Annotated in this window: 20 protein-coding genes; 14 read left to right on the top strand and 6 right to left on the bottom strand. The window is 68.2% G+C overall.

Features of this window, described 5'->3' with window-relative positions; all coding sequences use genetic code 11:
• The first annotated feature begins 273 nt into the window (after positions 1-273).
• Positions 274-678, top strand: a complete 405-nt coding sequence (locus J7D54_RS03555) for a hypothetical protein (protein ID WP_182762061.1) — start codon at positions 274-276, stop codon at positions 676-678.
• 16 nt (positions 679-694) lie between these two features.
• Here J7D54_RS03555 and J7D54_RS03550 read toward each other — a convergent pair whose 3' ends face one another.
• Both J7D54_RS03550 and J7D54_RS03545 read right to left on the bottom strand, forming a co-directional pair.
• Positions 695-1,126, bottom strand: coding sequence for an OsmC family peroxiredoxin (locus J7D54_RS03550; RefSeq protein ID WP_182762063.1), 432 nt, complete (start codon positions 1,124-1,126; stop codon positions 695-697).
• A gap of 96 nt (positions 1,127-1,222) precedes the next feature.
• The gene (locus J7D54_RS03545) at positions 1,223-1,564 is read right to left on the bottom strand and encodes a hypothetical protein (RefSeq protein WP_076059830.1); all 342 of its coding nucleotides are present in this window, start codon (positions 1,562-1,564) and stop codon (positions 1,223-1,225) included.
• Positions 1,565-1,700: 136 nt separating this feature from the next.
• Between J7D54_RS03545 and J7D54_RS03540 the strand changes: the two genes are divergently transcribed.
• Positions 1,701-2,042, top strand: a complete 342-nt coding sequence (locus tag J7D54_RS03540) for a YciI family protein (protein WP_182762065.1) — start codon at positions 1,701-1,703, stop codon at positions 2,040-2,042.
• Positions 2,043-2,090: 48 nt separating this feature from the next.
• Here J7D54_RS03540 and J7D54_RS03535 read toward each other — a convergent pair whose 3' ends face one another.
• Together J7D54_RS03535 and arr are read right to left on the bottom strand one after the other, a co-directional pair.
• On the bottom strand, positions 2,091-2,585 hold the full coding sequence (locus J7D54_RS03535; protein ID WP_076059834.1) for a DinB family protein: 495 nt from the start codon (positions 2,583-2,585) through the stop codon (positions 2,091-2,093).
• Positions 2,586-2,703: 118 nt separating this feature from the next.
• Positions 2,704-3,129 carry an NAD(+)--rifampin ADP-ribosyltransferase gene (gene arr, locus J7D54_RS03530; protein ID WP_076059836.1) on the bottom strand — a complete coding sequence of 142 codons (426 nt, stop codon included), beginning with the start codon at positions 3,127-3,129 and terminating at the stop codon, positions 2,704-2,706.
• A gap of 314 nt (positions 3,130-3,443) precedes the next feature.
• On the opposite strand from arr, the gene J7D54_RS03525 reads away from it, so the two are divergent.
• The 8 genes from J7D54_RS03525 to J7D54_RS03490 all read left to right on the top strand — a co-directional run bounded on the left by J7D54_RS03525 (position 3,444) and on the right by J7D54_RS03490 (position 12,131).
• Entirely contained in the window at positions 3,444-4,007 is a 564-nt protein-coding gene (locus tag J7D54_RS03525) for a hypothetical protein (protein WP_182762067.1), read from the top strand.
• A 183-nt stretch (positions 4,008-4,190) separates the two neighbouring features.
• Complete coding sequence (locus J7D54_RS03520; RefSeq protein ID WP_182762080.1) at positions 4,191-5,573, top strand: recombinase family protein; 1,383 nt, start codon at positions 4,191-4,193, stop codon at positions 5,571-5,573.
• Positions 5,570-5,959 carry a hypothetical protein gene (locus J7D54_RS03515; protein ID WP_182762081.1) on the top strand — a complete coding sequence of 130 codons (390 nt, stop codon included), beginning with the start codon at positions 5,570-5,572 and terminating at the stop codon, positions 5,957-5,959. The genes J7D54_RS03520 and J7D54_RS03515 overlap by 4 nt, the downstream gene beginning before the upstream one ends.
• 509 nt (positions 5,960-6,468) lie before the next feature.
• Positions 6,469-9,015 carry a phage/plasmid primase, P4 family gene (locus tag J7D54_RS03510; RefSeq protein WP_182762083.1) on the top strand — a complete coding sequence of 849 codons (2,547 nt, stop codon included), beginning with the start codon at positions 6,469-6,471 and terminating at the stop codon, positions 9,013-9,015.
• 2 nt (positions 9,016-9,017) lie between these two features.
• A complete protein-coding gene (locus J7D54_RS03505; RefSeq protein WP_182762085.1) occupies positions 9,018-9,284 on the top strand; it encodes a hypothetical protein in 267 nt (88 codons plus the stop codon).
• A 137-nt stretch (positions 9,285-9,421) separates the two neighbouring features.
• Positions 9,422-9,904, top strand: coding sequence for a hypothetical protein (locus tag J7D54_RS03500; protein ID WP_182762087.1), 483 nt, complete (start codon positions 9,422-9,424; stop codon positions 9,902-9,904).
• Between the two features lie 75 nt (positions 9,905-9,979).
• Entirely contained in the window at positions 9,980-10,258 is a 279-nt protein-coding gene (locus J7D54_RS03495; RefSeq protein ID WP_182762089.1) for a hypothetical protein, read from the top strand.
• 733 nt (positions 10,259-10,991) lie between these two features.
• A complete protein-coding gene (locus tag J7D54_RS03490; protein ID WP_182762091.1) occupies positions 10,992-12,131 on the top strand; it encodes a phage major capsid protein in 1,140 nt (379 codons plus the stop codon).
• 521 nt (positions 12,132-12,652) lie between these two features.
• Here the strand turns inward: J7D54_RS03490 and ychF are convergent.
• Complete coding sequence (gene ychF, locus J7D54_RS03485) at positions 12,653-13,723, bottom strand: redox-regulated ATPase YchF (RefSeq protein WP_182762093.1); 1,071 nt, start codon at positions 13,721-13,723, stop codon at positions 12,653-12,655.
• A 243-nt stretch (positions 13,724-13,966) separates the two neighbouring features.
• On the opposite strand from ychF, the gene J7D54_RS03480 reads away from it, so the two are divergent.
• Genes J7D54_RS03480 through J7D54_RS03465 form a run of 4 tightly spaced genes read left to right on the top strand, consistent with a single transcriptional unit; the run spans position 13,967 to position 17,782 of the window.
• Positions 13,967-14,920 carry a siderophore ABC transporter substrate-binding protein gene (locus J7D54_RS03480; RefSeq protein ID WP_182762094.1) on the top strand — a complete coding sequence of 318 codons (954 nt, stop codon included), beginning with the start codon at positions 13,967-13,969 and terminating at the stop codon, positions 14,918-14,920.
• Entirely contained in the window at positions 14,917-15,936 is a 1,020-nt protein-coding gene (locus tag J7D54_RS03475) for an ABC transporter permease (protein ID WP_182762096.1), read from the top strand. The genes J7D54_RS03480 and J7D54_RS03475 overlap by 4 nt, the downstream gene beginning before the upstream one ends.
• Entirely contained in the window at positions 15,933-16,928 is a 996-nt protein-coding gene (locus tag J7D54_RS03470) for an iron chelate uptake ABC transporter family permease subunit (protein WP_182762098.1), read from the top strand. Before J7D54_RS03475 ends, J7D54_RS03470 begins: the two co-directional genes overlap by 4 nt.
• Positions 16,925-17,782, top strand: coding sequence for an ABC transporter ATP-binding protein (locus J7D54_RS03465; RefSeq protein ID WP_076059843.1), 858 nt, complete (start codon positions 16,925-16,927; stop codon positions 17,780-17,782). The genes J7D54_RS03470 and J7D54_RS03465 overlap by 4 nt, the downstream gene beginning before the upstream one ends.
• A 69-nt stretch (positions 17,783-17,851) precedes the next feature.
• On the opposite strand, the gene J7D54_RS03460 is transcribed toward J7D54_RS03465, so the two are convergent.
• A complete protein-coding gene (locus J7D54_RS03460; protein WP_245244111.1) occupies positions 17,852-19,126 on the bottom strand; it encodes a M18 family aminopeptidase in 1,275 nt (424 codons plus the stop codon).
• Between the last annotated feature and the right edge of the window lie 49 nt (positions 19,127-19,175).

Here is a 19,175-nt window from a genome sequence, read left to right as displayed (position 1 = left end):
ACAAGGGAAAACACCTTGTCAGAGGCAACTTGTGCTAGCAGGTACCCCTGACAATTCGCCGTCAACACATCGCCGATGAGCGGGGTGGGCGTCACGACCGGCGTCGATCCTTCGACCACAGGCCGCTGGCTCAGGAAACCGCGGAGCAGCCGCAGGGGGTAGCCCAGGAATCGCGCTCGACCGGCCGCCAGCCGCGCACGATCGATATGGAGAGTTATCCACAGCCCGCCAACGGAGCCGCTAGTGCCACGGGTACTCCCACACGATGGACCCATGAGCTTTCACGATCTCCCCCAAGAATGGTCCGCGCTTCCGCTGACGGACACCACCCTCGCCGTCGACGTTGTCGACCTTTTCCTCAAGGATTCCGACCGGCGGCAGAACTCCGCATTGCTCCTCATCTGCGATGAAGAGGGGCATGCCCTGCAACCCGTGGTGATAGGCGACATCGACTGGTACATGACTGCCGATGAACGGGTAGGGCTGTTCCGTCTGTTCGAGCACCTGGCGGTGCCGGGCGTGGTGGTGGCCGTATCTGCGGGCAGACCCATCGAACCCGAGGTCGCCGACCGGTGGCTCCAGACCGCACGCGCCGAACTGGCGAAGCATCACGTTCAACTGTTCGGCTTCTACAGTGCAGACCTGCGCGAGGTCTGGGAGCACCGGCCGGCGGCCTGAGCCGCCTCGCCGTGCCTCAGGCGAGGGTTGCTTCGAGGGTGATCTCGACGGCCTTCAGCGCCTGGCTGATGGGGCAGTTCTCCTTCGCACCGTTCGCGATCGTCTGGAAGGTCTCCTCATCCAGGCCTTCGGCCTGCACGTTCGTGATGAGGTGAATCCCGGTGACGCCGGTGCCGGCCACGAAGCTGACTTCGGCGTTCGTCGTGATCTCCGTGGGCGGGGTGCCGTTCTTCTTCAGTTCGTTGGAGAACGCCATGGAGAAACAGGTGGCGTGCGCTGCGGCCAAGAGTTCCTCGGGCGTCGTGGTGACATCCGAACCTTCGGCGCGGGCGTTCCACTCCACCGGGAAGCTGCCGGAGCCGGAGCTGTCCAGGGTGGTGGTTCCCTTGCCGGTGAACAGGTCACCGTTCCAGACGGTGCTGGCCTTGCTGACGACGGGGTTGGGCATGATCGCTCCTCTTTCGTTGATCGGCGGCCGGTTGACCCGGTTTGCCTGCCACGCTACCCCGTCGATGCGCTCACTGTGGCGGTCCGGCTGATGCCACTAGTCAGGCTGATCTGCCCCCAGCAGGATCAGGCAGTGGCGCATCATCCGACGCCGGATCGGGACCGCCAGGGTGAGCACGAGGCCGTCGTCTTGCCATTGCCATGCCTCGAGGAGTACGGAGCGTCCCTCAAGGATGGCATGCATGACTGCGGCACTACTGCCGGAACGTTGGGAGCGCACCAGCAGCGTGGCGCCGTCGGCGAACTGGAGCCTGGCCGTCCGCTGCACCGGGCCCGGGGACACGTTGCGAACCGGGATCCGACGCTGGATCAACCGGTCCAGACGGATCATGAGCAGGGCGAAGATCCGCTCCTGCACCTCATAGATTTCCCGGTCCATACTCCAGTGTGAACCGGTTGTCCGGGGAAGTCACGGACTTGTCGTGGCAAAGGCCGCTGTTGACATCGCCTCAGACCCCCGTCGTATCGTCGGCGAAAGTCGGTGCGGCACCGCGCCACTGACATAGGGAGCCACGATGAGCCACTACATCATCTACTTCAACCAGCAATGGGTGGGCGACCACAGCGAGGAGTGGTTCGCCAGCCGCGGACCCCTCGCCAACGCGGTCGTGGACGAGATGAAGGACGCCGGCGTCTACGTGTTCGCCGGCGGGCTCGAGGAGAACATCAACGAGGGGTGGAGCGCAGACGCGACGAGCGGCACGGTCGAGATCAACGACGGGCCATACGGGTCGTCCAGCGAGTTTCTCGGCGGACTGACGATCATTGATGTCGCGGACGACGAGGCTGCGAAAATGTGGGCCGGCAAGGTCGCTGTTGCCTGTGGCTGGCCCCAGGAGGTCCGGCAGATCAAGTGAGTCAGTCGTTGCCCTATGGCCCGCAGTGAACGGTCGAACCGGTAGCGGTCAGGCCCGTTCGGCCATGATCTGTTCGACGAGGATCTCAGCGTGCCCGGCGTGCTGGGCCAACTCGCGGATGCAGTGGTTCAGCACCCAGCGGAGCGAGAGCTCCCCCATGACGGGGTGCGTGCAGCGGTCGTCGAGTCCCCATTGAGCGATGACCTCGTCAGCTGCGGCAACAGCCAGCTCGTGATTGCGCGCAAGTCGCGCAAGCGTGTCATCCGGCTCCAGGGTGAAGCTCTCGTCCACCGTCTCCGGAATTCCCGCTTCTGCGCGAGTCAGGCCACCGAAGCGACAAGGGAACCAGGCCGTTTCGACGAAAGCTGCATGCTTGAGCAGGCCCATCGGCGTCGTCAGCGACGGCACCAACCTTCGCCTCGCCTCCTCGTCGGTCAGCACGAGGACCGTCTCGCGGACGAGTCGGCGATGCTCACCGAGGAAGGCGAGAAGGACCTCGCGCTCGGTACCGGCACTCGCATCCAGGGCAGTGATGCCAGCCATATCACCCTCCTTCACCTCAGAGCGTCACACACCCGCTGCCGCACGGCACTGCTACGCCACAATCACGGTAGACGCTCACCCGGATCTCCACCGAGTTCCGGCGCGCGCACGTGTCCGATCAGTTGATGATCTCCGCGTCCGACTCCCGCATCTCCCTCAACCGCTCGCGCCACACGTCGAGCTCATCGGGCCCCAGACGGGTCCAGCTGGCGATCTCCTCGATGACGCGCAACGGAGCCGCGCTGCGGTAGGACAGCGTCGGGTTGCCGGGGAACTTCTTGTCGGTGACGTTCGGATCGTCCTCGAAAGGACCGGTCGGCTCCACGAGATACACGTGCGGTTCGGCGCCCACGGGACCGAGCATCGCGGCGATTTCGGCCGCCAGGCCACCGCCGTCGAGCCGCGCGGTGAAGTAGACGTGGTTCATGGTCACTTCGGCCCGGTAGTTCGAGGGGCGCCCCGGGGTGACCAAGTCACCGGGAGACAGCACCGCTCGGGTGCCGTGGTAGTACCGGGTGGGTTGCGACTCCTCCGACGTATCCACAACCTGAGTGTGCCACGACGCCACCGTGCCAAGAGCCGGCTCTTGGGCGCTCGTCACCTCCGCGAAGAATCCCCCGAGCCATTCCGCGGTGGAAGCTGGTCGACGGCGCGGCGCACGTCATCGAGTCGCGAATGCCAGCGGGCCAAGGCCACTTCGTCAGCACTCCCGGTCGCCCGCTCCCTGGTCATATCTGGGAGTCATGGCGAATCAGACGTTGAAGCGGAACTCCACCACATCCCGCCACGAAAAGGCCTCAGAGGTCCAGCTCTGCGTTCGCCCCGTCGGACGCAGCGCCCGCACTGTAGATTTCCGCCATGAAGCGTGTGAACGAGTTCCGCGATGCCGCGGCGCAGTGCAACGCGTCCGAGGATCGGCTGAACCAGGCGTGGAAGGGCGTCCCGCGCGCCCTCGAGGAAGTCCTTGCCCACGACAAGTTCGTCGAGGCCTTCCACGAGGCTTGGGATGCGGCCGTCCCAGAGTCCTCCCTCCATGGTGGCGATCCCAAGGCCGTGGAGGAGGCGATCCGCTTCCTTGAGGCCGACGCTCGATTTTTCCGGTCCGGCTACATCAAGGCCGACCTCTGCAACCAACTCAAGCGTCTCTCCTTGAGCGAGGAGGATCGGCAGCGCCTGCGCCGCGTGATCCTCGCCGTCGTCCAGGACCGCCGGCCCGGCATACGTCGCGAGACCCGCCACTTCGGCAGGCTCGCCGCCGTGGTCGCGGACGCTGCCCTGATCGCTGCACTGGTCGCGTACATCCGCTCCGGTGTTGCACCTCAGGATCGCCGTGCGTGGCTCATCCTCGATTCTTACCACTCGGCAGTCGGCGCCCCCGCTCGCGACCGAGAGCCTCTCGGCAAGCCACGTCGACGCTCGTAGACAGACCGAAATCGTCACAGGCACCAAGCACGTGCTGGTAGGCATCCGCGATGACCAAGACGCCGCGCTGAGCTGAGCTACGCCACGGCGCCTAGGAAAAGAACTGCGGCCAAGAGTCAGACGTTAAACCGGAACTCCACGACGTCACGTGACATATAGGCATGATCGGTCTACTGTGGACCCATGACGACGAACACCGCCCCGCGAGCCGCTATCTACCTCCGCGTGTCGCTCGACGCGACCGGTGAGGGGCTAGCCGTTGACCGGCAGCGCGAGGACTGCCACAAGCTGGCCAAGGCCCGGGGCTGGCGCGTCGTCGGTGAGTTCGTGGACAACTCCATCAGCGCGAGCGACGCCAAGAAGAACCGCCCCGGCTACAACGCCCTGGTGAACGCCTACGACGCCGAACAGTTCGACACCCTGGTGTGCTGGGACCTGGACCGGCTGACCCGCCAACCCCGCCAGCTAGAGGACTGGATCGACCGCGCCGAGTCGCGCGGGCTCGTGCTGGTGACCGCGAACGGTGAGGCCGACTTGGGCACCGACGGCGGGCGCATGTACGCACGCATCAAGGCCGCTGTTGCCCGCGCCGAGATTGAGCGCAAGGGGGCACGTCAGAGTCGCGCGCAACGGCAGCGCGCCGAGCTAGGCCGTCCCCCCGCTGGTGTCCGTCTGACCGGCTACACCCGCCACGGGGAGATTGTGCCCGAGGAAGCCGAGCTAGTCCGGCGCATCTTCGACCGCTTCACCGCTGGCGACACGCTGCAAGGCATCGCGCGCGGGCTTGCCGCTGAGGGGCACACCGCGCGCCGGGGCGGGCGCTGGTCCCCGTCGTCGGTGTCCAGCATCCTGAAGAACGCACGCTACGCCGGGCGCTCGATCATCTCCGGTGAAGTCGTGGGCGAAGCCAACTGGCCCGCCATCGTGCCCGCCGAACAGTTCGACGCCGTACAGGTGAAGCTCAGCGACCCCCGCCGCAAGTCGAACCACGGCGACACGGCGCGAAAGTTCATCGGCAGCGGCGTCTACTGGTGCACGTGCGGGCTTCGTATCCGCACATCGGGCGGCATGAAGTCGTCGCACCGGTACACGTGCCGCCACGCCTGCTACTACCGCACGGGCGTTGACGTTGACGCGTACGTCTTGGCAGTGGTGCGCGAGCGGCTGAGCCGCCCCGACCTCATGGAACTACTGAGCCGCCCCGGCGACGCCGAGAAGCTGGCCGCGCTCGCCGCCCGGCGCACCGCGCTACAGGCCCGCCTTGTCACCATTGAAGCTGACTACGACGCCGGGCTCATCGACGGGCGACGCTTCGCCACGGCAAGCGACAAGGTGCGGGCCGAACTGGCCGACGTGGCCCGCGACCAAGCCGCCCTGGTGGCGACCGAAGCCGGTACGGGCGTCTTGGTGTCGGCTGACCCGGTGGCCGCGTTCGACGCCGCCCCGCTGGGCATCCAACAACGCCTAATCGACATGCTCATGAAGGTGACCCTGCTACCCGGGCAACGGGGACGTAAGGGCTTTGACCCCGAGAGCGTGCGGATTGAGTGGAGGAACGGACGATGACCGCACACAAGCGCCGTTTGCGGCTGTCGTGTGAGTGCGGGCGCAACCTGGCCGTTGTGTCGTGGGACGACGTGGCGCGCCGGTTCACGCTCGACGCCGTGAGTGGGGCCACCGTCGAAACGTATTGGCCCGGGCGTGGCGCGCGCCTTGTGGTGGGGCCGTCGCGTTCGTCCCTGGTGGCACGGCGCAACGCCCCGTCGGATGCTTCGCTACCCGTGGCCGACGACGCCCCCGGCCCCGACGCGGTGACCTACACGCTTCGTTGCCGTTGTGGCCGCGTCGTCGGTGTCAAAGGCGAGCGCGTGGCCGCGTGGTGGCACAAAGCGAACGACGATTGGGAGACCAACCATGACGCGGCGGCGTGGCGGCGGCTAGTTCAAAGCTAAGCACGCGCTACGCTGTAGCTAACTGAATCGCCACGGTTGGCGGCGGGACGCACCGAGGACACCCGCAATAAGCCTTGGGCACGACTGGGCCACTCTCACCGGAGAGGCTGGCAGGAGCGTGCCCAAATGGCAGCATCACCGGAGACAAGGCGACTGATTGGCCTTGTTGGTAGCGCGAGGCGCTACGGCCATCCTCACCAAGGCGAAGCTGAGCGCGACCTACGCGCGAGCCAGCTACGCGACCACATCAAGGCAGTTGTTGACGCCGCCCCACCCCTGACGACGACGCAACGCGCCGAGCTTGCGGCCATGCTGACGGCGGGGGGTGCGAAGTGAGTACCCAGAACAGCCCGGACAATGTGAATGGCGGTCCGGGTCATCACTCCGGACCGCCCCCTCACCAAGACGTCATCCCCGGCAGCGTTCGTCTACCTGAACCTCACGGCCCGTTCCCGGACCATTGGTTTTTGTCGAATGACACCACTAACGGTACGCGAGCTGACGGGGCTATGGGCGTAGCGGAAGCCGCAGCGTTGGCCGTCGCGCTCGACCTGGTGGCCGCTGGCGTGCCGGTGTTCGCGGCCCCACCCAACACCCACGGTCCGGGCGGCGCGCCCGACTGGGGCCGGATGGAGGGCTACGCACTCCCCCACGGCTGGCAGAACACGGAACCCGACCCGGCACACGTGGCCGCGTGGCGTCCCGGCTGGGCGTTGTGCGCTGTCATGGGCCGCACCGTGGACGGGCTCGACGTGGACACCCACAAGGGCGGCGCGGCGTCGCTGGCCGCGCTGGCCGAGGCGGGCGCGCTCCCGACGGCGTACGGCGTGGCGTGCACCCCGTCGGGCGGGCGTCACTTGCTCATCGCCCCGACGGGGTGCAACTCGCGCGACGGCTTCGCCCACGGGCTCGACCTGAAGGCCGGTGCCCCCGACGGCAACGGGCGCGGATTCTTGTTCATCGCGCCGACCGTGAAGCCGTCGAAGGTGAGCGGCGAACTGGTGCCGTACTCGTGGGAGCAACGCCCCGCGCTGGCCAGTATCGCTCCCGACGCCGCAACCGCCGCCCTGGCAGCGACGGTAGCCGCCGCACGCGCCACGCGGCCCGCTGACGGCCCCGCGCCCGTCGGGGGGACCAACGACCCCCAGCGCGCTCAGGCATACGCCCTGGCGACGCTGGAGGGGCTACGGCGCGAGCTTGACGCCGCCGCCGAGTGGCCCGAGGGCGAGACCGACGACCACGGCAGGGGCTGGGAAAAGCTGGTGGCCGACGCCGCGCACACCGTCGGACGGCTGGCACGCACCGACGGCACCGGCATTACCCCGGAAACTGGGCTGGCCGTGCTGCTCGACCTGGTGCCCGACGGAATGGCCGTGGACGTGGACCCCGCCACGAAGTGGGCGAGCCAGTGGCGGCGCGGCGAGCCGTTCACCCTGCCCCCGTCGGGGCCGGACCTGTTCGGGCTGACTGGCCCGGCCCCCGTGCAGACGGCGACAACGGGGACCGTCGTGGACCCCCGCCGCGTCATGGGGGCCATGCACGCCCAAGCTCAGTTTGCCGACGGCCTGGCCACGTCGTCGTCGGGGCGGCACTGTTTCGTGCCCGGCATCGGCTGGCACTACTTCGACGGCAAGCGCTGGCGCGAGGACACCGACAACGCCCGGGCATTGCGCGCGCTTCGTGACCTGCTGGAGCGCACCGCCGCCGCCAACATCGACAACGGCGACGTGCTGAAGCACGTTCGGGCCACGTCGTCGGCTACGCAGATGGAAGGCGTTCTACGCATCGCGCGGGCGTCGTCGGAACTGGTGCGCGACGTTGACCAGCTCGACGCCGACCCGTACGCGCTCAACGTCGCCAACGGCACGCTGGATCTCCGAACCCTGGAGCTACGCCCCCACGACGCGGGCGACGGCATCACGAAGGTGTGCCGGGCCGCATGGACGCCGGGCACCGACTGGCAGGCGTCACGCTGGGGCACGTTCCTGGCCGAGGTACTGCCCGACGCCGAGGTGCGCGCCTACCTTCAGCGCTACGTCGGCTTGGCGCTGCTGGGCGAAGTGATCGAACACAAGTTGGTAGTGCTCACCGGCACGGGTCGCAACGGTAAGGGCGTGTTCTACGGGGCCGTGTCGTGGGCGCTGGGCGACTACGCGGTGAGCGCTGAGCCGGACCTGTTCATGCACCGGGAAGGCGCACACCCCACGGGGCAGATGGACCTACGCGGGGCGCGTTGGGTCATCGTCTCCGAGACCGAGAGCGGGCGACGCCTGGCCGACGCCACGGTGAAGCGGCTCACGGGCGGCGACGCCATCCGCGCCCGTCGGATGGGCAAGGACTTCGTACAGTTCGAACCCAGCCACACCGCCGCCATGGTGACCAATCACCTGCCCCGCGTGAGCGCCGAGGACGCGGCAATCTGGGCGCGGTTGCGCGTCGTGCCGTTCAACGTCGTCGTGCCCGACGGCGACCAAGACGCGACGCTACCTTCCAAGCTGAAGGGCGAAGCCAACGCCGTTCTGGCGTGGGCCGTCGAAGGGTTGCGCGACTACTACACCCGGGGCATGGCCGAACCCGAAGCCGTCACCCTGGCGACCGGGGCATACCGCGACGACAACGACGACCTAGCCGAGTTCCTAGAAGAACGCACCGAAGCGACCACCGGGGCGGGCGTCCTGGTGTCCGAACTGCACGACGCCTACACGTCATGGTGCCAGTCTCGACGGCTCGACCCGGAGGGCCGGAAGCGCTTCGCTGAACTCCTTCGCGGACGAGGGTTCAACACCGTCAAGACGAACAAAGGCATGACTTTCCGGGGGGTGAAGCTGTTGGGATTCCAGATGCAACACCCCTTGTCAGAACCGGAAAGTGCAGTTAGTGCAGTTTGCCCGGTTCCTCCAACAATTCCTAGCTACGCGGAAGGAACAAGTGAAAGTGCACAAACTGCACTGCACCCCACATTTGCCCCCCTGGCGACTCCCACCCCGCCCGGCCTGACGACCGCTCAGGCCGACATCTTGAACCGGCTCAGCGCCGCCGCCCGAGAGGACAACTGACCATGTACGAACACGGCCCAACCTGCCCTTGTATCGACTGCGCCGAGGACCGCGAGCGGACGACCCGACGCCCGGCACTGTGGGAGCAACTGCGCGACGCCGCCGAGGGACGAACCCACGACGTGGCCGACGTTGTGGAGTGGGCGCTGGAGACCCACGGCGCGCCCGAGGTCATCGACGCCGCCCGCGACGCCTACCGCTGGCTGACCGACGACGGCCAACCGGACGCCGCCGCCGCACTAGCGGAGGAGGTGAACGCGCAATGCTGAACCACGCCCCCCGCCCCGCCGGACCCACCCGGGCCGACCGGGACGCACAACGCCCCCGTGAAGCCCTGGCCCGGGCGCTGAGGGGGGCCGTTGACCGGGGGCAGGGGGTGCCCTGCCTGGACCCCACCCGGGGGGCTATGTGGACTTCCGACGACCCCGAGGCCCTGGCCGACGCCGCAGAGGCTTGCGGCACGTGCCCCGTGCTCGACGTGTGCCGCGACGCCGGGCGGGGCGAGCGCTGGGGCGCGTGGGGCGGCGTGGTCCGGGGCACCCCCCGGGCGCGCCGCCTGCCGGTGCAGCAAGCCGCGCTGCTGGCGCTGGCGACGGCACCGCGCCCGCTCACGCTGGACGAAGCAACCGCCGAGGTTGCCGCGCTGCTTGGCGACGACGTGGCGCGACGGGACCGGATAGCCGACGCGCTGGCCCGGTGCATGTCCCGGGGCCAAGCCGCACGGCACCCGACCACGCCGCGCACCTTCACCGCCACGCCCCACGGTGAAGCCGCCGCCGCCGAGTGGCTCAACGCCGACGGGGTAGGGGGCGTTCGCGCCTCAAGCCGTGACACGCCGATGACTCCTCGCCGGAGAGTCACGGACACATCGCGCACGAATACCCCGTGACTAGGGCTAACGCTGACGCGACGTTGTAGCCCTAGTCACACAACCACAACCACAGTCACACAAGGAGAAGAACCCATGAACGAAGACATGAAACGACACGACGCCATGACGCTGGCCGCTGGCCTGGTCATCGACTGCACCGAGACCGACACCATGACCGCCACCGCCAAAGTCCTGGCATCGTCGGACCTGGACGAAGCCCGGCTACTGGTCATCTCGCTGGTCCGGCTGGCATCGGCCATGTTCGAAGCCGAAGCCGACGCTTGGGCCGACGGCGACTACGGCGACCCGGGCGACGAGGAACTACCGCCAGCGGCCACGGTGCTGGGGCTGTTCCGACGGGCGAACCGGTAATGACCGGGCGGGAGCGCACCGCCGCACGCGGCTACGGCGGGCGACACCAGAAGACCCGGGCCAAGTTCGCGCGGCTGTTGAAGCGGGAAGGGCGGGTGCCGTGCGCGCGGTGCCGCCTTCCGGTGTTCCACGTCTGGCCGCTTGACCCGCCGTCGGCGCACGTCCCGGCGTGCCGGTCCACGGCGTGCGAAGGGCAGTGTTGGACCGCCTGGGACGCGGGCCACACCGACGACCGGGAGGGCTACAACGGCATTGAACATGCCGCCTGTAACCGTCGGGCTGGTGGCAAGGCCAACGCGGCCAAGCCCCCGGCATCGACCACGCCGCGACGGCATGGCGTCGATTACGGCTGGTGACCGACGGCGGGCGCGGCTCCCACCAACACCGCGCCCGCCACGGTACGATGAAGGCACAACTTCAGAGGTGCGCGCGAGGCGGACACCGCCACTAAGTCAACGAGGAACCCCCGGGTCAAGTTGCACGAGAGTGGACCACGGATAGGCAGACGCGCACGACAACAGCACGACGGCGAAGGCAAGTAGCCCGCGAGGCAGTAGCCCGGAGAACGCTCCCGGTGAACCCGCCAGCACGAGGACCCGAACCGCTGAGCCCCTGAAGCTGCACACCTGGCACCGGTTGAGCCAGCGGCCCCTAGGCCGTCCGTTCCCGGCCCGCGAGGAACCCCCATTGACACCGCGCCCGTTGTGGCGCATTCCTCCAAGGAGACAACATCATGAACGCCAAAGAACTGGCCCGCGAAGCGCTGGCCATCATCGACGGGGCGAAGGCCCGTGACGGGAAGCTGACCGACGCTGAGCGCGCCCGGCTGAAGACCATTGACAACCTGTTGGCGGGCGTACCGTCGCCGGACGACCCCGGCGTGAAGGCCGACGAAGAACTCTGGGCGCGGATGCAGGCCGCAACCCGCCTCAACGCGGTGAAGTCGGGCAAGGGCAAGCACCTGAGCCTTGCCCTGGACGCCGAGGGCACCAAGGCGGCGCTGACCACGCCGAGCGGCGGCGTCGGGCTGAAGGCCCTGCTGGCCGAAGGCGTGTCCGTCGCGCCGGTGTCCATCGACGCCGACCCGGTGGCCGAGGGCAGGCCCGCCGCCAGCCTGCTGGACCTGCTGCCGGTCATCCGGCAGGAGAGCCCCGTCTACGCCTACCTCCGCCAGACCCAGCGGACCGAGACCGCCAAGCCGGTGGCCCGTGGCGAACTGAAGCCAACGAGCGTCTACGGGCTCACTCGCGTTGACGGGCGGCTTCGTGTCGTCGCGCACCTGTCCGAACCCGTGTCGAAGTTCGACCTGTCCGACTACCCGAGCTTGGAGACGTTCCTGAAGTCCGAGCTGCTGGGCGGGCTCAACGCCGCCCTGGTGACTCAGGCGCTCAACGGCGACGGGGTGGGCGAGAACTTCACCGGCCTGAACACCACGTCGGGGATTCTGACTCAGGCGTTCAGTGGCGACACGTTCACCACCGTCAGGAAGTCGCTCACCGCCCTGGAAGTGGCCGGGCACGTGCCCAACGGCATCGCCATGCACCCCACCGACTGGGAAGCGTTCGAACTGGCCCGCGAGAACGGCGCAACCGGCGCGTTCATCATGAGCGCGGCCCCGGTGGACGTGGCCCGCCGCCTGCTGTTCGGTGTCCCGGTGGCCGCAACCGCCGCCGTGCCCGTCGGCACCGCGTGGGTGCTGTCCGAGGGGTCCGCCCACATCCGCATCGACGCCGACGCACCCGGCGCGGTGCTCGAATGGGGAATGGTCGGAGACGACTTCGCCCGCAACCAGATTCGCGCCCGCGCCGAGCTTCGCGCTGACCTGTCGGTTGAGCGCCCGGGCGGCATCGTCAAGGTGTCCCTGACGGCGTAGCCCTAAAGACCGCCGCGCCCCACGGTCGGGGCGGGCGCGGCACCCCGAAGCCCCGTCGCTCACTCCCGAGCGGCGGGGTTTCGTCGCGTCAAATTGTCGGTACGCGTTGCTAGGGTGCGGCCAACCGACGAACGAGGGGAAGACCGATGAACGATCCCAGAATGACCATGGCCCAGCGGGCCACCTACAAGGCCCCGGCGTGCCCGAAGTGTGGCAACGCCATGTCCACGACCTGGACCGAGGACACGCGAGGGAGCGACGCCGAACCCATGTGGGACCACGCGGACGCCTGCCGCCATTGCGGCCCATGCCAGACGTGTGGATCGTCCGTGCGCTTGGTCTCTCAACGCAGCGAAGCGACCTTCGCGGGTACCCGGGACGTGCACACCGTCCGGCGCTGCACGAACCCACAGTGCCGGACAAACGGGCGTGATCGCACGTTCGGAGACATCGTTTAGGTTCCGAGACTGAAGCCCCGTCGCCAATCGCTGGCGGCGGGGCTTCATCTCGCCCACTAATGCCTAACTGTGGCGGAACTCTACGACGTCGCCGTCGGCCATGATGTAGTCCTTGCCCTCGAGGCGGACCTTGCCGGCGGCCTTGGCCGCGTTCATCGAGCCGGCGGCCATCAGGTCGTCGAAGCTGACCACCTCGGCCTTGATGAAGCCCTTCTGGAAGTCGGTGTGGATCACACCGGCAGCCTCGGGCGCGGTGGCGCCCTTCTTGATCGTCCAGCCGCGGGCCTCCTTGGGGCCGGCGGTCAGGTAGCTCTGCAGGCCGAGGGTGTCGTAGCCCACGCGGGCCAGCACGTCGAGGCCCGGCTCTTCCACGCCCATCTCGGCGAGGAACTCGCGAGCTTCGTCCTCTTCCATCTCGACCAGCTCGGACTCGAACTTGGCGTCGAGGAAGATCGCCTCGGACGGGGCGACGATGGCGCGCATCCTGGCCTTGAGTTCCTCGTCGCCCAGTTCGTCCTGGTCGCAGTTGAAGACGTAGAGGTACGGCTTCGCGGTGAGGAGGTGGAGTTCGTAGAGGTCCTCGGTGTCGAGGCCCGCGGCGCGGACGCCCTGGCCCGACTCGAGGGCATCCTTCGCGGCCCTGAAGGCCTCGAGCTTCGGCTGCGCATCCTTCTTGATCCGCGCCTCCTTCTCGATGCGCGGCAGGGCCTTCTCGACCGTGGCGAGGTCGGCGAGGATCAGCTCGGTGGAGATGGTGTCGATGTCGGAGGCGGGGTCCACCTTGCCGTCGACATGGGTGACGTCCACGTCGTCGAACACGCGGGTGACCTGGCAGATCGCGTCGGCCTCGCGGATGTTGGCGAGGAACGCGTTGCCCATGCCTTCACCTTGCGAGGCACCCTTCACGATGCCGGCGATGTCGACGAAGCTGACGACAGCCGGCACGAGCCGCTCGGAGCCGAACACCTTCGCCAACTCCGCGAGCCGCGGATCCGGGACGCCGACCATGCCGACGTTGGGCTCGATCGTCGCGAACGGGTAGTTCGCCGCGAGCACCTCCGCGCGGGTCAGTGCGTTGAACAGGGTCGACTTGCCGGCGTTGGGGAGACCGACGATTCCAATGGTGAGTGCCACGAGAGCGCAGCTTACCGCTCCGCGCTGAGGCGACCGAATGCCGCGCACCGCTGGAGCCCCGTCTCGGGCAGCCCGGGCGCGAGACGGACCCCCAGCAGAGTTGAGTTGTGCAGCAAGTCCGCTGCACAACTTCACAATGCCGCCGCACCACGTGTCCGCATTTTGGCCACGTTTGCGTAGCGTTAATAGCTTGGTTAGGGTTGCCTAAGTCGCGACACCGACAGCTACTACTGAAAGACACAGATGAAGCAGACTCTGCGCCTCCTCGCCGCCACCGCAGCCGCCGGCGCCCTCGCCCTCACGGCGTGCGGCACCCCCGATACAGCCCCCGCCGCAGACGAGACCTCCGGTCAGGCGATCTCCGTGGCCCACACCCAGGGCACCGCTGAACTCGACGGCACGCCCAGCAAGATCGTCGTCCTCGACTTCGGCGCCCTCGACACCCTGGACGCGCTCGGCGTCAGCGGCTCGGTCGTGGGCGTTCCCAAGGGCGGGGCCTTCCCCGACGCTGTGAGCTCCTTCAACACCGACTCCACCACGGACGTCGGCACGCTCCAGGAGCCCAACTTCGAGGTCATCGCCTCCCTGCAGCCGGACCTCATCGTCGCGGGCTTCCGCTCCGCGAAGCAGGTACCTGAGCTGAGCAAGATCGCGCCGACGATCGACATCACCTACGACTACTCCAAGAGCTTCTACGACGGCGTCGCCTACGCCACCGACATCCTCGCCGAGGCCACCGGCACCCAGGAGCAGGCCGAGGCCGAGCTCAAGGAGCTCGAGGAGGCCATCGCCGCCGCCAAGGACAAGGTGCCCGCGGGCAAGAACGCCATGGTTCTCATGACCTCCGGCGGCAAGGTGTCGGCGCACGGCACCCAGTCGCGCTACAACGCCCTGTTCAACGACCTGGGCATCGAGCCCACCATCTCCGACGTCGAGGCCGAGGCCCACGGCGACGCCATCTCCTTCGAGGCCATCCAGCAGGCCAACCCCGATCTGCTGTTCGTCGTGGACCGCGACGCCGCCATCGGTGAAGAGGGTGCCGCCGCCGAACAGGTGCTCGACAACGAACTGGTGGCCACCACCTCTGCCTGGAGCAACGACGACGTCGTGTACCTCGAGGGCCAGCGCTGGTACATCCTGATCCACGGCGCCAACAACGCCGTCGAAATGATCAACCAGGTGGCTGCCGAGCTGTGAGCGTCGCCGCCCTGCGCACCACGCGTCAGCCCGCCACCCGTCCCCTGAACCGGGGATGGGTCGGCGGGCTCGCCGCGCTTCTCGTGCTGGCGGCGGTCTCGCTGTTCGTCGGCGTCGCTGACCTCTCCCCCTGGGATTTCGTCTCGGGGCAGGCCACAGACCAACAGGTGCTGAACCTGTTCGCGTCTCGCATTCCCCGCACCGTCGCCGTGCTGCTGGCCGGCGCCTCCCTCGCACTCTCCGGCCTGCTGATGCAGTTGCTGGTGCGCAACCGGTTCGTCGAACCCACAACGGTGGGCACCTCCGAGTCGGCGGGCGTGGGCATCCTCATCGCGGTGATGCTGTTCCCCTCCGCGCCGCTGTGGGTGAAGATGCTCATCGCCGTGGTCACCGCGCTGGCCGGCACCGCCGTGTTCGTCCGCCTCGTCCGGGCCCTGCCGCCCCGCGCGCCCATCGTCGCGGTGCCGCTCGTCGGCATCATGCTCGCCGGCGTCATCTCCGCCGGCACCACATTCGTCGCCTACCACTTCGACCTCCTCCAGAGCCTCGGCATCTGGATGCAGGGGGACTTCTCCGGCGTGCTACGCGGCCGCTACGAACTGCTGTGGCTGCTGGCCATCGTCGGCGTCGTGTTGTGGGTCTTCTCGGACCGCTTCACCGTCGCGTCGCTCGGGGAGGAGCAGGCGACCTCGCTGGGCCTGTCCTACAAGACCACCCTCAACCTCGGCCTGGGCATCGTCGCCGTGGCGTCCGCGGTGACCCTGGTGGTGGTCGGGGCCATCGGCTTCGTGGGCCTGATCATCCCCAACCTCATCGCCATGTGGCGCGGCGACAACCTGCGCCTCAACATCGCCTGGACGGCCCTCGCAGGCTCCGGTTTCGTGCTGGTCTGCGACCTCCTCGCGCGCACCATCAACTACCCCTACGAGATCCCCGTAGGCACCATCTCCGGCGTGCTGGGCGGCACCGTCTTCCTGGCGCTGCTGCTCACCGGCAAGATGAGGACCGCCAGATGACCACCGTCGCCTTCGTCCCGGACACCAAGGTCCGACGCCAGGTCGGCCCCGGCGCCCGCCTCTGGCTCGCCGTCGCCTTCTGCCTGGTGGCGGCCGTCGCTTTCGTCACGATCAACGCGGCCGGCAACCTCGAGTTCATCCTGCCGTTCCGCGGCCGAAAGCTGGCCGCGATGGTGCTCGTGGGCTGGGCCACAGGGGTGGCGACGGTGGCCTTCCAGACGGTGACCAACAACCGGCTGCTCACCCCGTCGATCCTGGGCCTCGACGCCCTGTACGCCTTCATCCAGACGCTGCTGATCTTCCTGCTGGGGGTCACCTTCGTCTCTGCCGTCGGGCCGTACACGATGTTCGCCATCACGCTGGTGCTCATGCTGGCGTCAGCCATGGCGCTCACGGGCCTGCTGTTCGGCCGCAAGGGCCGCTCCGTCTACCTCGTGGTGCTCGCCGGTCTGGTACTGGGCGCGATCCTGCGCTCGTTCTCCTCGCTGATCAGCCGGATGCTGGACCCCACGAGCTACCTGGTGCTGCAGGGCAACCTGTTCGCCTCCTTCAACGCCGTCAACCCGGAACTGATCTGGGTGGGCTTCGCCGTCGTCGCTGCCTGCACCTGGTGGCTGTGGCGCGCACGCAACACGCTCGACGTCCTCACGCTCGGCCGCGAAGCCGCCGTGTCGCTGGGTGTCCCGTACCACCGCACCGTCCGCACGGTTCTCCTCGTCGCCACCCTGCTGGTGTCGGTGTCGACGGCGCTGGTCGGGCCCATCACGTTCCTCGGCCTTATCGTGGCGGCCGTGGCCTATCAGGTCGCCGGCACCGGCAAGCACGCCTACACCATGCCGATGGCGGGGCTGCTCGGAGTGGGCGTCATCGTGGCCGGCCAGGCCATTTTGGAGCAGGTGTTCGGGCTGGGCACCGTGCTCTCCGTCATCATCGAATTCGCCGGTGGCATCGCGTTCATCTGGCTCGTCATCAGGAAGGCTGCACAGTCATGATCGAGGTCAAGGACGTCACCAAGCGCTACGGCAAGTCGGTCGTCGTCGACGACGTGTCGGTGTCGCTGCCCAGCGGCGGTCTGACCGCCATCGTGGGCGCCAACGGTGCGGGCAAGTCCACCCTGCTGTCGATGGTCGCCCGCCTGCTCGGCGCAGACACGGGCGAGATCACCGTGGGGAACCTCGACGTGGCGAAGGCCGACTCAAGGGAATTGGCTAAGCGGCTGGCCATCCTGCGGCAGAACAACGACGTGCAGTCGCGGCTCACCGTCACGGACCTCGTCGGATTCGGGCGCTACCCCCACAGCGGCGGTCGGCACACGAAGGCCGACCACGAGGCCATCGACCTGGCCATCCGCTGGATGGGCCTCGAGGACCTCCGGAACCGTTTCCTCGACGAGATGAGCGGAGGCCAGCGGCAGCGCGCGTTCGTCGCGATGGTGCTGGCGCAGGACACCGAGTACGTGCTGCTCGACGAGCCCCTCAACAACCTGGACGTGTCCCACGCGCACGGCATGCTGCAGACGCTGCGCCGCGCCGCTGACGAGTTGGGCAAGACCGTCGTCATCGTCCTGCACGACATCAACTACGCCAGCTGCTGGGCGGACCAGATCGTCGCCATGAAGCATGGCCGGATCCATGCCGTGGGCACGCCGGCCGAGATCGTGCGCCCCGGGCTCCTGCGTGAGGTGTTCGACCTGGACATCGAGGTGGGCGAGTTCCAGGGCCGGCCCATCGCGCACTTCTACCTGCCCATCCCGACGTGCAACAACTGCCACCGGTCCCAACGGGAGGGCTGCTGCCTGGACCGCCAGGTGGGCGCCCCGGTGCCGCTGGTGCTCAACGCGGGCTGAGCTGCTCGGCTCCGGAGGGACAGGCCGAGCGGACCGCCGGGCTGACGTCGCCCGGCGCCACCCGAGACCTCAGGCCGCAGCACCGCCCGCGTAGTACGACTCCATCGCGCGGGCCAGGAACCAGGCGTCCTCGACGCCGCACAGCTCGCGCGCCGAATGCATGCTCAGCAGGCCGATACCCACGTCGACGGTGGTGATGCCCAGCCGGGTGGCCGTGATGGGCCCGATGGTGGAGCCGCAGGGCATCGAGTTGTTGGACACGAACGGCTGCGTCGGCACGTCGGCCCGGGCGCAGGCGTCCAGCCAGAGTGCCGCGCCCACCGCATCCGTGGCGTAGCGCTGGTTCGCGTTGATCTTCAGCAGCGGGCCGCCGTTGGCCTGCGGGTGGTTGATCGGGTCGTGGTGGCCCACATAGTTGGGGTGGACCAGATGCCCCGAATCCGCCGAGACACAGCTGGACCGAGCGAACATGGCGCGGGTGGCGTCCAGGCCCAGCCCGTAGCCGGCCGCGATCCGCTCCAGGACGTCCTGCAGGAGGGGCCCGCCGGCGCCGGTGGTGGTGGCGGAGCCCACCTCCTCGTGGTCGAAGGCGACGAGGACGGACACGTCGGAGCCCACCTCCAGCGACTCGAAGGCCGTGAGGCCCGCGTGGGTGGAGGACAGGTTGTCCAGGCGTCCCGAGGCGAAGAACTCCTCCTCAGCCCCGATCACGGCGGGCCGCTGGGTATCGAACAGGTACAGGTCGTGGTAGGCGACCTCCTCGGCCTCGACGCCCGCCAGCACCGCGAGATGCTCCTTCACGGGCTGCTTCAGGTCGACGGCGACCACGGGCTGCATGTGCTGCTGCTTGTCCAGCTTGAGCGCGTCGTTGACGCCGCGGTCCAGGTGGATGGCCAACTGTGGGATCCGGGCGATGGGTCCGCTCTTCACGAGGTGGCTCTGCCCATCACGGGTGACGAGGCGGCCGGCGATGCCGAGGTCGCGGTCCAGCCACGAATTGAGCAGCGGCCCGCCGTACACCTCCACGCCCACCTGGACCCAGCCCGCCGAACGGACCAGGTCACCCGGCTTGATCTTGAACGACGGCGAATCCGTGTGGGTGCCGACGATGCGGAACCCGGCGCCCTCGGCCACCTCATCGGGGGCGACCCAGGCGACAACGGCGCCGTCGCGCTGGATGAACCGCTTGCCGGCGACGCCGTCGAAAGGCCGACGCGGGTCCAACTGCTCGAAGCCCGCCTCCCGCAGCCGCACTGCCATCGTGCTGGCCGCGTGATAGCTGGTGGGCGATGCGGTGACGAACTCCGCGAGATCTGCGATGTGGTCCTGGGCGGTGCTGAGCATGGCGTCAAACATAGCCCCAGCCCGATGGGCGTGCGACCAAGGGTGGCGC

The organism is Tessaracoccus sp. MC1865, from assembly GCF_017815535.1.
GTDB lineage: Bacteria > Actinomycetota > Actinomycetes > Propionibacteriales > Propionibacteriaceae > Arachnia.
Note: the sequence above shows the minus strand (reverse complement) of the source record. Positions and strands in the feature narration are given on the sequence as shown.

What these genes read in the sequence shown, in the direction of transcription:
- J7D54_RS03555 (WP_182762061.1), top strand. Translation starts at nt 274, where the DNA reads ATGAGCTTTCACGATCTCCCCCAAGAATGGTCCGCGCTTCCGCTGACG.
- J7D54_RS03550 (WP_182762063.1), bottom strand. Translation starts at nt 1,126, where the DNA reads ATGCCCAACCCCGTCGTCAGCAAGGCCAGCACCGTCTGGAACGGTGAC.
- J7D54_RS03545 (WP_076059830.1), bottom strand. Translation starts at nt 1,564, where the DNA reads ATGGACCGGGAAATCTATGAGGTGCAGGAGCGGATCTTCGCCCTGCTC.
- J7D54_RS03540 (WP_182762065.1), top strand. Translation starts at nt 1,701, where the DNA reads ATGAGCCACTACATCATCTACTTCAACCAGCAATGGGTGGGCGACCAC.
- J7D54_RS03535 (WP_076059834.1), bottom strand. Translation starts at nt 2,585, where the DNA reads ATGGCTGGCATCACTGCCCTGGATGCGAGTGCCGGTACCGAGCGCGAG.
- J7D54_RS03525 (WP_182762067.1), top strand. Translation starts at nt 3,444, where the DNA reads ATGAAGCGTGTGAACGAGTTCCGCGATGCCGCGGCGCAGTGCAACGCG.
- J7D54_RS03520 (WP_182762080.1), top strand. Translation starts at nt 4,191, where the DNA reads ATGACGACGAACACCGCCCCGCGAGCCGCTATCTACCTCCGCGTGTCG.
- J7D54_RS03515 (WP_182762081.1), top strand. Translation starts at nt 5,570, where the DNA reads ATGACCGCACACAAGCGCCGTTTGCGGCTGTCGTGTGAGTGCGGGCGC.
- J7D54_RS03510 (WP_182762083.1), top strand. Translation starts at nt 6,469, where the DNA reads ATGGGCGTAGCGGAAGCCGCAGCGTTGGCCGTCGCGCTCGACCTGGTG.
- J7D54_RS03505 (WP_182762085.1), top strand. Translation starts at nt 9,018, where the DNA reads ATGTACGAACACGGCCCAACCTGCCCTTGTATCGACTGCGCCGAGGAC.
- J7D54_RS03500 (WP_182762087.1), top strand. Translation starts at nt 9,422, where the DNA reads ATGTGGACTTCCGACGACCCCGAGGCCCTGGCCGACGCCGCAGAGGCT.
- J7D54_RS03495 (WP_182762089.1), top strand. Translation starts at nt 9,980, where the DNA reads ATGAACGAAGACATGAAACGACACGACGCCATGACGCTGGCCGCTGGC.
- J7D54_RS03490 (WP_182762091.1), top strand. Translation starts at nt 10,992, where the DNA reads ATGAACGCCAAAGAACTGGCCCGCGAAGCGCTGGCCATCATCGACGGG.
- J7D54_RS03480 (WP_182762094.1), top strand. Translation starts at nt 13,967, where the DNA reads ATGAAGCAGACTCTGCGCCTCCTCGCCGCCACCGCAGCCGCCGGCGCC.
- J7D54_RS03470 (WP_182762098.1), top strand. Translation starts at nt 15,933, where the DNA reads ATGACCACCGTCGCCTTCGTCCCGGACACCAAGGTCCGACGCCAGGTC.
- J7D54_RS03465 (WP_076059843.1), top strand. Translation starts at nt 16,925, where the DNA reads ATGATCGAGGTCAAGGACGTCACCAAGCGCTACGGCAAGTCGGTCGTC.
- J7D54_RS03460 (WP_245244111.1), bottom strand. Translation starts at nt 19,126, where the DNA reads ATGCTCAGCACCGCCCAGGACCACATCGCAGATCTCGCGGAGTTCGTC.